Below are 7,580 nucleotides of genomic sequence, written 5' to 3'. Positions count from 1 at the left end.
CCCTAGAGGGCGGGAACCTTCGGCCCCTCCGTCGAAGTCCTCGTTCCTCGGGCTTCTCCTCCGGGGCCTCCAGAACCCCGCCGGCGCCCTCACCTCCGGGCGCCCTCGGGCCACAGGACGGACACCGGGCGGTGCAGGGAGCGGGCGTAGGCGACGATGTCGGCGGTGCCGCCGGGGCCGCGGGCGGGCTCGCCGTCCCAGACCGCGACGAGCTGGTCGCAGCGTTCCACCAGCAGGCGGCCCGCCTCCAGGTGGGCGCGGGGTGTGGACTCCACGTGCGGTAGCTCGTGGACGAGGACGGCCTGGGAGAGCAGGCGGTCGTAGAGCGGGTGGTGCTCGGCGGGGAGCCCGTCGCGGTAGCCCCGGGCGGGCACGATCACCTCCAGCGGGGCTCCGGCGTCGACGACCGCGGCGGCGAAGAGGGCGTCGGCCCCGTCCGCCAGGCAGGACAGGCCCACCATGTCGCACCCGTACGGCTCCAGGTGCGCGTCGATGAGGGCCGCGACGGCGCCGCCCACACCGGGGGTCAGGTTGCGATGGCCGGTGATGCCGATGCGGATCACGTCATCCTCCCTGCTGTTCGTTTAGCCGCCTTTGTACCCAGATGCGGGAGCGGCGTTCACGAGCAGGGCGAGACGGTCGTCGAGGTCTCGGACACAGGCGGCCTCCGGGCCTCTGTAGCGGCGTCTGAAGGAGCGGACCCGGTCCACGACCCGGGCCGAGCCGAACCGGGTCCCGGTCTCCAGGGCCTCCACGGCCAGCCGGAACGCCTCGTCCACATCGCCCGCCTCGGCGTGCGCGGCGGCCAGTTCGACCTTGAGGACCGCGGACTGCTTGGCGCCGCGCCCCTGGGACCCCGAGGCCGCGGCGAAGGCGTCGCGGGCGTCGTGCGGGCGGCGCAGGCGCACCCCCACCAGGGCCCGGTAGCCGGAGATCTTGGCCTGGTCGAAGGCGAACACCCAGGGCCAGGGCGGGTTGATGTTGCCCGAGCGGGAGATCTCCTTCTCGGCGCGGCCGATGGCGTGGGCCGCGGCGGAGCGGTCGCCGATCCCGGCGTGGGCCAGCGCACCCACGCAGGCCAGCCAGGCGCGGGCGGTGGGGTGGGCGGAGGGGCCCAGGACGTGTTCGGCCTCCTGGACCAGGCCCAGGCCCAGTTCGGGGTCCTCGGCGGTGTCGATCTCGAAGGCGGCCAGGGAGCCGAGCATGTACACGTCGAGCAGGCGCATCCCGGCCTGGCGGGCGCGGATGACGGCGGTGCGGTAGTGCATGCGGGCCGAGCCCATGTCGCCCTGGTCGGCGTGCAGCCAGGCGGCGAACCCGGAGGCCTCGCTGGCGGCGGCGCTGACGGCGGAGTGGTGGGTGGTGCCGCGGGCCTTGAGCAGCATCCGCTCGGCCAGGTGCACGTGGGCCACGGCGCTGGGCAGCAGGTCGCGGGCGGGCGAGGTGGAGTCCATGCGGCGCTGGCCGCCGGTGATGGCGCGCAGGGCGGGCGCGGTCGTCTCGTCGATGGCGAGCTGGACGCCCTCGAACGGGGCGCCGGGGCCCGCACCGGCGCCGACGGTGGCCGCGGCGACGGCGTCGGCGGCGCGGTCCGGGGCGGGCGCCGCGGACGGGACCTGGTCGGCGTCGGGCGGCAGGGTGCCGTCGAAGCGGAGCAGGTGCAGCGGGATGTCCAGTCGCCGGGCCAGGTCGTGCACCTGGGTGACGGTGAGCGACTGCTGGCCGTTGACGACCCGGGAGACCCAGCTCTGGGAGTAGGCGACCGCGCGCGCCAGGTCGCCCTGGGACCAGCCGCGGGCGGTGCGCACCCCCTCGATGACGGTCGCCATGTCGCAGGTGGCCAGAGCGGCGGCGAGGCGCGGCCGGGACCACAGGTCCGGTGGAAGTTGGGACATGGAGTTCAGATTAGGGATTCGCGGTGCCGAAGGTGGCCGTGTTCGGTCCGACGGTTCCGGGGAAAGCGCGGGTTCGCGGTTTTTCGTGGCTTCTCACAACCCCGTTCGAAGGGCCTTAGGTGACCGCTCCGTCCCTTGTGGGGTGGGTTGTCGGGGTAAGGGTGATAAACCACTTCTGTTGGTATTCATTGTGGTCGGTGGTGATTCTTCGGGTGGAGATCGCATGCCCCGGGAAGGGCACGCATAACAGCTCATGCGTGATCCGCATAGGCGTGCTTTTCCGGTCCCGGCGGTGCGGGAGAGTGAGAACGTCGTTGGCGACCACAGGGGAGGCTTGAGTGACCGTCGAGACCCCACCGGCGGGTGACCCGGGCATGTGCTGTCCGGGCGAGATCGACCTCGTGCTGCGCGGGCTGGCCGCGGAACTGCGCTCGCACGGGGTGGAGGCCCGCGAGGACGGGGTGCACGGCATCGTGCACGCCGGTCCGCAGCACGCGCTGCTGCGGCCGCACCGGGGGGACCTGTGGTGGTGGATGCGGTGGCCGGGGGAGCCCCGGCCGCTGGCGGGCGTACCGCTCTCCCCGGCCACCCGGACCTCCGAGGCGGTCCGCCGCATCCTGGGCGCCCTGGACCGCGCCTGAGAGACCGCTGAGAGACCACGCGGCCCCCACCGCGCCCATCGCCCCGCCCCGGGTCGCGTTTCCCCGCGCCCGGACCGGCGGGGACCCGGATCGTCCCGACCGCATGTCCCTCCGCGGCCGGGCCGGATCCGGGGTGTTCCGGCCGCACCTCCCCCGTGGCCGGGGCACGTCGACCGCCGGCACGGTCCCCCCGTGCCGCCGCGGTCCCGCCCCGCGCCCCCGGGCGGTGTCGGCGGGGCGCGCCCCGGCCCCTTCCCCTTTGCGGCCGGGGTGCGCCACCGTCGCCCATGACGGACGCGCCGAGGGCTCGGACGCCCGGGGCGCCGCGGTGTCGGCGGCCGCCGCCGGGTGCGGACCAGGGGGCGGCCGCGAGCCGGGCCCGTGTGTCAGGCCCGCGTGTCAGGCCCCCGCCGTGCTCGCGACGTGTCGGCGCCCGCCCGGCGGGCGGACCGGTGCGCGTTCGGACGCCCGGGAGTGCCGCAGTGGTCGTGCCCGCCTGGCGGCGGGGCAGGGCGTCGGGCGCCCGCCGTGCTCACACCGTCGTCGGCGCCCGCCCGGCGGGCGGACCGGTGCGCGTTCGGGTGCCCGGGAGTGCCGCGGCGGTCGTGCCCGCCTGAGGGCGGGGCAGGGCGTCGGGCGCCCGCCGTGCTCACACCGTCGTCGACGCCCGCCCGGCGGCGGGGCAGGACGTCAGGCGCCCGGGATCGCCGCGCCCGGCCCGTAGGCCGCCAGCGCCGCGCCCACGATCCCCGCCGTGTTGCGCAGCTGGGCCGGCACGATCGGGGTGCGGATGTCCAGCAGCGGCAGGAACTTGTCCGACTTGCGGCTCACCCCGCCCCCGACCACGATCAGGTCCGGCCACAGCAGGTCCTCCACCACCCGGTAGTACCGCTGGAGCCGCTTGTGCGCCCAGTCGTGGTAGGACAGGCCCTCGCGCTCCTTGGCGCCCGAGGACGCCTTGGACTCGGCGTCGTGGCCGTCGATCTCCAGGTGCCCGAACTCGGTGTTGGGCACCAGGTTCCCGTCCACCACCAGCGCCGTGCCGATCCCGGTGCCCAGGGTGGTCATCAGCACCACCCCCGACACCCCCTTGGCCGCCCCGTAGCGGGCCTCGGCCACCGCCGCGGCGTCGGCGTCGTTGAGCAGCCGCACCGGCCGCCCGGTGACCTGCGCGAACAGCGCCCGCGCGTCGGTGTCGATCCAGCTCTTGTGCAGGTTGGCGGCGGTGCGCACCACACCGTTCTGCACCACGCCCGGGAAGGTGATGCCCAGGGGCACCTCGGCCGCCTCGGGGAAGTGCGCGGCGATCTCCCCGACGATCCCGGCGACCTCGTCGGGGCCCGCGTGGTGGGGGGTGAGGATCTTCAGACGGTCCTTGAGGAACTCCCCGGTGGTCAGGTCGACCGGGGCCCCCTTGATGCCGCTGCCGCCGATGTCGATCCCCAACCCGGTGGTCGGCTCTGCCATGGGTCCTCGTCTCCGTGTCCGTGCTCAGGCGGGCGGTCGGCCCGCAGGGCTGATCCTGCCCCGCCCGGCGGGGCTTCGCACGCCGCACCGGTGCGTGTCCGCCCCTCGCTGACGTGCCCAGGTGGTGTCGGCGGACCGATACGCTGGACGATCGCCCCGACCGAACCGAATCTGGGAAGACGAGAGCGACGTTGACCGGTATCCATGGCCGCCGTGGTCCCTTCACCGACGGTGACACCGTGCAGTTGACCGACCCCAAGGGTCGCATGCACACGATCACCCTCCACGAAGGGGGCACTTTCCACTCCCACAAGGGCAAGGTCGAGCACGACGACCTGCTCGGCCGCCCCGAGGGGAGCGTGGTGCGCTCCAACACCGGTACCGCCTATGTGGCACTGCGCCCCCTGCTCATCGACTACACCCTGTCGATGAAGCGCGGGGCGACCATCGTCTACCCCAAGGACGCCGCCCAGGTCCTGGTGGAGGCCGACATCTTCCCCGGCGCACGCGTCGTGGAGGCCGGCGCCGGGTCAGGCGCCATGTCCAGCTGGCTGCTGCGCGCGGTGGGCGAGAAGGGCATGGTGCACTCCTACGAGCGCCGCGCCGACTTCGCCGAGATCGCCCGCAAGAACGTCGAGCGGTTCTACGGCGGCCCGCACCCGGCCTGGAGGCTGACCGTCGGCGACCTGGTCGAGGAGCTCGACGAGACCGACGTGGACCGGGTGTTCCTGGACATGCTGGCCCCCTGGGAGTGCCTGGACGCCGTCGCCAAGGCGCTCATCCCCGGCGGCCTGCTGTGCTGCTACGTCGCCACCACCACCCAGCTCTCGCGCGTGGTGGAGGAGCTGCGCGAGGACGAGCGGTTCTACGAGCCGCGCTCCTGGGAGACCATGCTGCGGACCTGGCACGTGGAGGGCCTGGCGGTGCGCCCGGACCACCGCATGATCGGGCACACCGGGTTCCTGGTGGTGGCCCGCCGCCTGGCCGACGGGGTGGAGGCGCCCGAGCGCCGCCGCCGTCCGGCCAAGGGCGCCTACGGCCAGGACTACGAGGCCTCCCGCGCGGCCGCGGGCGGCACCGCCGCGGCCCCGGCTCAGGTCCCGGCCCCGGAGTCGGCCCCCGAGGTGGCGCCCGCCGCCGAGGCGGCCCCTGAGACGGCCCCTGAGACGGCCCCGGAGGCGGCACCGGAGGCGGCACCGGCCGCCGAGACGGTCCCGGAGGCCCCCGCCGCGGAGACCGCTGCTCCGGAGAGCCCGGCGCAGGAGGCTCCCGCTCCGGAGGGCACCGTCCCGGAGCCGACCGCCCCGGAGACCGCCGCGGAGTGACCCCTGCGCGGGGTCCCGTGGCCCACATCGGTCACGGGACGCACCCCCCGCCCCGATGAGGATCTCGACCGAAACCTCGGCACGGCCCGTCCGGAACACGTCTCCGGACGGGCCGTCCTGTTCCGGTCACCGGGCGTGGATCCCGGCGCGCTCCCCGGTGTTCGAGTACCGTAAACATGTCCGTTTCATCCCCGCCGACGTGCACGGCGATGCCGCGCCGTCAAGGGGTCCAAGCGTGACCCGGCCTCGCCCGAGAGGTTACTTTCTCATTACGTCGGGTCATCCGGTAGCACCCTGACCTGCAAAGACGCAAGGTCTTGAAATGAGGCCTACGACACTCGTCGGGCCGGGGAGGTTAGGAACAGGGCACGGGTAGGTACGCTCCCGAGTAGTCGTCCTTCTAAAGGGAGGTGGCGGACGTGGCCGAGCGCGACGACGAGCGTCAGAGCGACCGGGACCGTGAAGTCGCTGAACTCACGGCCCAGGTCTCCTACATGGAAAAGGAACTCAGCGTGGTCCGGCGCAAGCTCGCCGACTCGCCCCGACATGTACGCCTCCTGGAGGAGCGCCTGCGGGAGGCCCAGGCCAACCTCGCGGCGGCCAACGGCCAGAACGAGAGGCTGGTCTCCACGCTCAAGGAGGCACGCGAGCAGATCGTGGCCCTCAAGGAGGAGGTCGACCGGCTGGCCCAGCCGCCGTCCGGCTTCGGCGTCTTCCTCGGCGGGCGCGAGGACGAGACCGTCGAGATCTTCACCAACGGCCGCAAGATGCGGGTCAACGTGAGCCCCTCCGTGGACGTGGACGAGCTGCGTCCCGGCCAGGAGGTCATGCTCAACGAGGCCTTCAACGTCGTCGAGGTGGAGTCTTTCGAGACGGTCGGCGAGGTCGTGATGCTCAAGGAGATCCTGGAGGACGGCGAACGCGCCCTCGTGATCTCCCACCACGACGAGGAGCGCATCGTCCGCCTGGCGGACCCGCTGCGCGACGAGCCGATCCGGCCCGGCGACTCCCTGCTGCTGGAGCCGCGCTCGGGGTACGTGTACGAGCGCATCCCCAAATCCGAGGTCGAGGAGCTCATCCTCGAAGAGGTCCCCGACATCGCCTACACCGACATCGGCGGCCTCTCCGGGCAGATCGAGCTCATCCGCGACGCGGTCGAGCTGCCCTACCTGCACAAGGACCTGTTCCGCGAGCACAAGCTGCGCGCACCCAAGGGCGTGCTGCTGTACGGCCCGCCCGGCTGCGGCAAGACGCTCATCGCCAAGGCGGTCGCCAACTCGCTGGCCAAGCAGGTCGCCGAGCGCACCGGCCGCGACGTCGGCAAGAGCTTCTTCCTCAACATCAAGGGCCCGGAGCTGCTCAACAAGTACGTCGGCGAGACCGAGCGGCACATCCGCCTGGTCTTCCAGCGGGCCCGGGAGAAGGCCTCCGAGGGCACCCCGGTCATCGTGTTCTTCGACGAGATGGACTCGATCTTCCGCACCCGCGGCTCGGGCGTGTCCTCCGACGTGGAGAACACCATCGTTCCGCAGCTGCTGAGCGAGATCGACGGTGTCGAGGGCCTGGAGAACGTCATCGTCATCGGCGCCTCCAACCGCGAGGACATGATCGACCCGGCGATCCTGCGGCCCGGCCGCCTGGACGTCAAGATCAAGATCGAGCGGCCCGACGCCGAGGCGGCCCGGGACATCTTCGCCAAGTACATCACCGAGGACCTGCCTCTGCACGAGGAGGACATGGCCGAGCACGGCGGCTCGACCAAGGCCACGGTGGACGCCATGATCCAGACGGTCGTGGAGCGGATGTACACCGAGGGCGAGGAGAACCGGTTCCTGGAGGTCACCTACGCCAACGGTGACAAGGAGGTCCTGTACTTCAAGGACTTCAACTCCGGCGCCATGATCGAGAACATCGTCTCGCGGGCCAAGAAGATGGCCATCAAGGACTTCATCGAGCACCGGTCCCGGGGCATCCGGGTCGCGCACCTGCTGCAGGCGTGCGTCGACGAGTTCAGCGAGAACGAGGACCTGCCCAACACCACCAACCCCGACGACTGGGCGCGGATCTCCGGCAAGAAGGGCGAGCGCATCGTCTACATCCGGACCCTCGTGACCGGCAAGAAGGGCGCGGACTCCGGGCGGAGCATCGACACGGTGGCCAACACCGGCCAGTACCTGTAACGGCGAGCCAGCCGGTACCTGTCGACGAGCCGGTACCTGTCGACGAGCCGGTACCTGTAACGACGAGAGGGG

6 protein-coding genes are annotated in these 7,580 nt (G+C 72.5%); 3 read left to right on the top strand and 3 right to left on the bottom strand.

Annotated elements, in window-relative coordinates:
* Positions 1-89: 89 nt before the first annotated feature.
* Both ACJOT3_RS29900 and ACJOT3_RS29895 read right to left on the bottom strand, forming a co-directional pair.
* Complete coding sequence (locus ACJOT3_RS29900) at positions 90-563, bottom strand: hypothetical protein (RefSeq protein WP_406976482.1); 474 nt, start codon at positions 561-563, stop codon at positions 90-92.
* A 21-nt stretch (positions 564-584) separates the two neighbouring features.
* Entirely contained in the window at positions 585-1,895 is a 1,311-nt protein-coding gene (locus ACJOT3_RS29895; protein WP_406976481.1) for a helix-turn-helix domain-containing protein, read from the bottom strand.
* A gap of 338 nt (positions 1,896-2,233) precedes the next feature.
* Between ACJOT3_RS29895 and ACJOT3_RS29890 the strand changes: the two genes are divergently transcribed.
* Positions 2,234-2,536 (top strand): hypothetical protein, encoded by a 303-nt coding sequence (locus ACJOT3_RS29890; protein WP_406976480.1) that lies wholly within the window; start codon positions 2,234-2,236, stop codon positions 2,534-2,536.
* 690 nt (positions 2,537-3,226) lie between these two features.
* Here ACJOT3_RS29890 and ppgK read toward each other — a convergent pair.
* A complete protein-coding gene (gene ppgK / locus ACJOT3_RS29885; protein ID WP_406976479.1) occupies positions 3,227-4,003 on the bottom strand; it encodes a polyphosphate--glucose phosphotransferase in 777 nt (258 codons plus the stop codon).
* Positions 4,004-4,194: 191 nt separating this feature from the next.
* On the opposite strand from ppgK, the gene ACJOT3_RS29880 reads away from it, so the two are divergent.
* Both ACJOT3_RS29880 and arc read left to right on the top strand, forming a co-directional pair.
* Entirely contained in the window at positions 4,195-5,328 is a 1,134-nt protein-coding gene (locus ACJOT3_RS29880; RefSeq protein ID WP_406976478.1) for a tRNA (adenine-N1)-methyltransferase, read from the top strand.
* A 410-nt stretch (positions 5,329-5,738) separates the two neighbouring features.
* A complete protein-coding gene (gene arc, locus ACJOT3_RS29875) occupies positions 5,739-7,508 on the top strand; it encodes a proteasome ATPase (protein WP_406976477.1) in 1,770 nt (589 codons plus the stop codon).
* The last annotated feature ends 72 nt before the right edge of the window (positions 7,509-7,580 follow it).

This window comes from Nocardiopsis protaetiae (genome assembly GCF_045446735.1).
Taxonomy (GTDB): Bacteria; Actinomycetota; Actinomycetes; order Streptosporangiales; family Streptosporangiaceae; genus Nocardiopsis; species Nocardiopsis protaetiae.
The sequence above is the reverse complement of the archived record's forward strand: the minus strand, read 5'-3'. Positions and strand labels throughout refer to the sequence as shown.

Coding starts and splice junctions, on each gene's coding strand:
- ppgK (WP_406976479.1), bottom strand. CDS start 4,003: ATGGCAGAGCCGACCACCGGGTTGGGGATCGACATCGGCGGCAGCGGC.
- ACJOT3_RS29895 (WP_406976481.1), bottom strand. CDS start 1,895: ATGTCCCAACTTCCACCGGACCTGTGGTCCCGGCCGCGCCTCGCCGCC.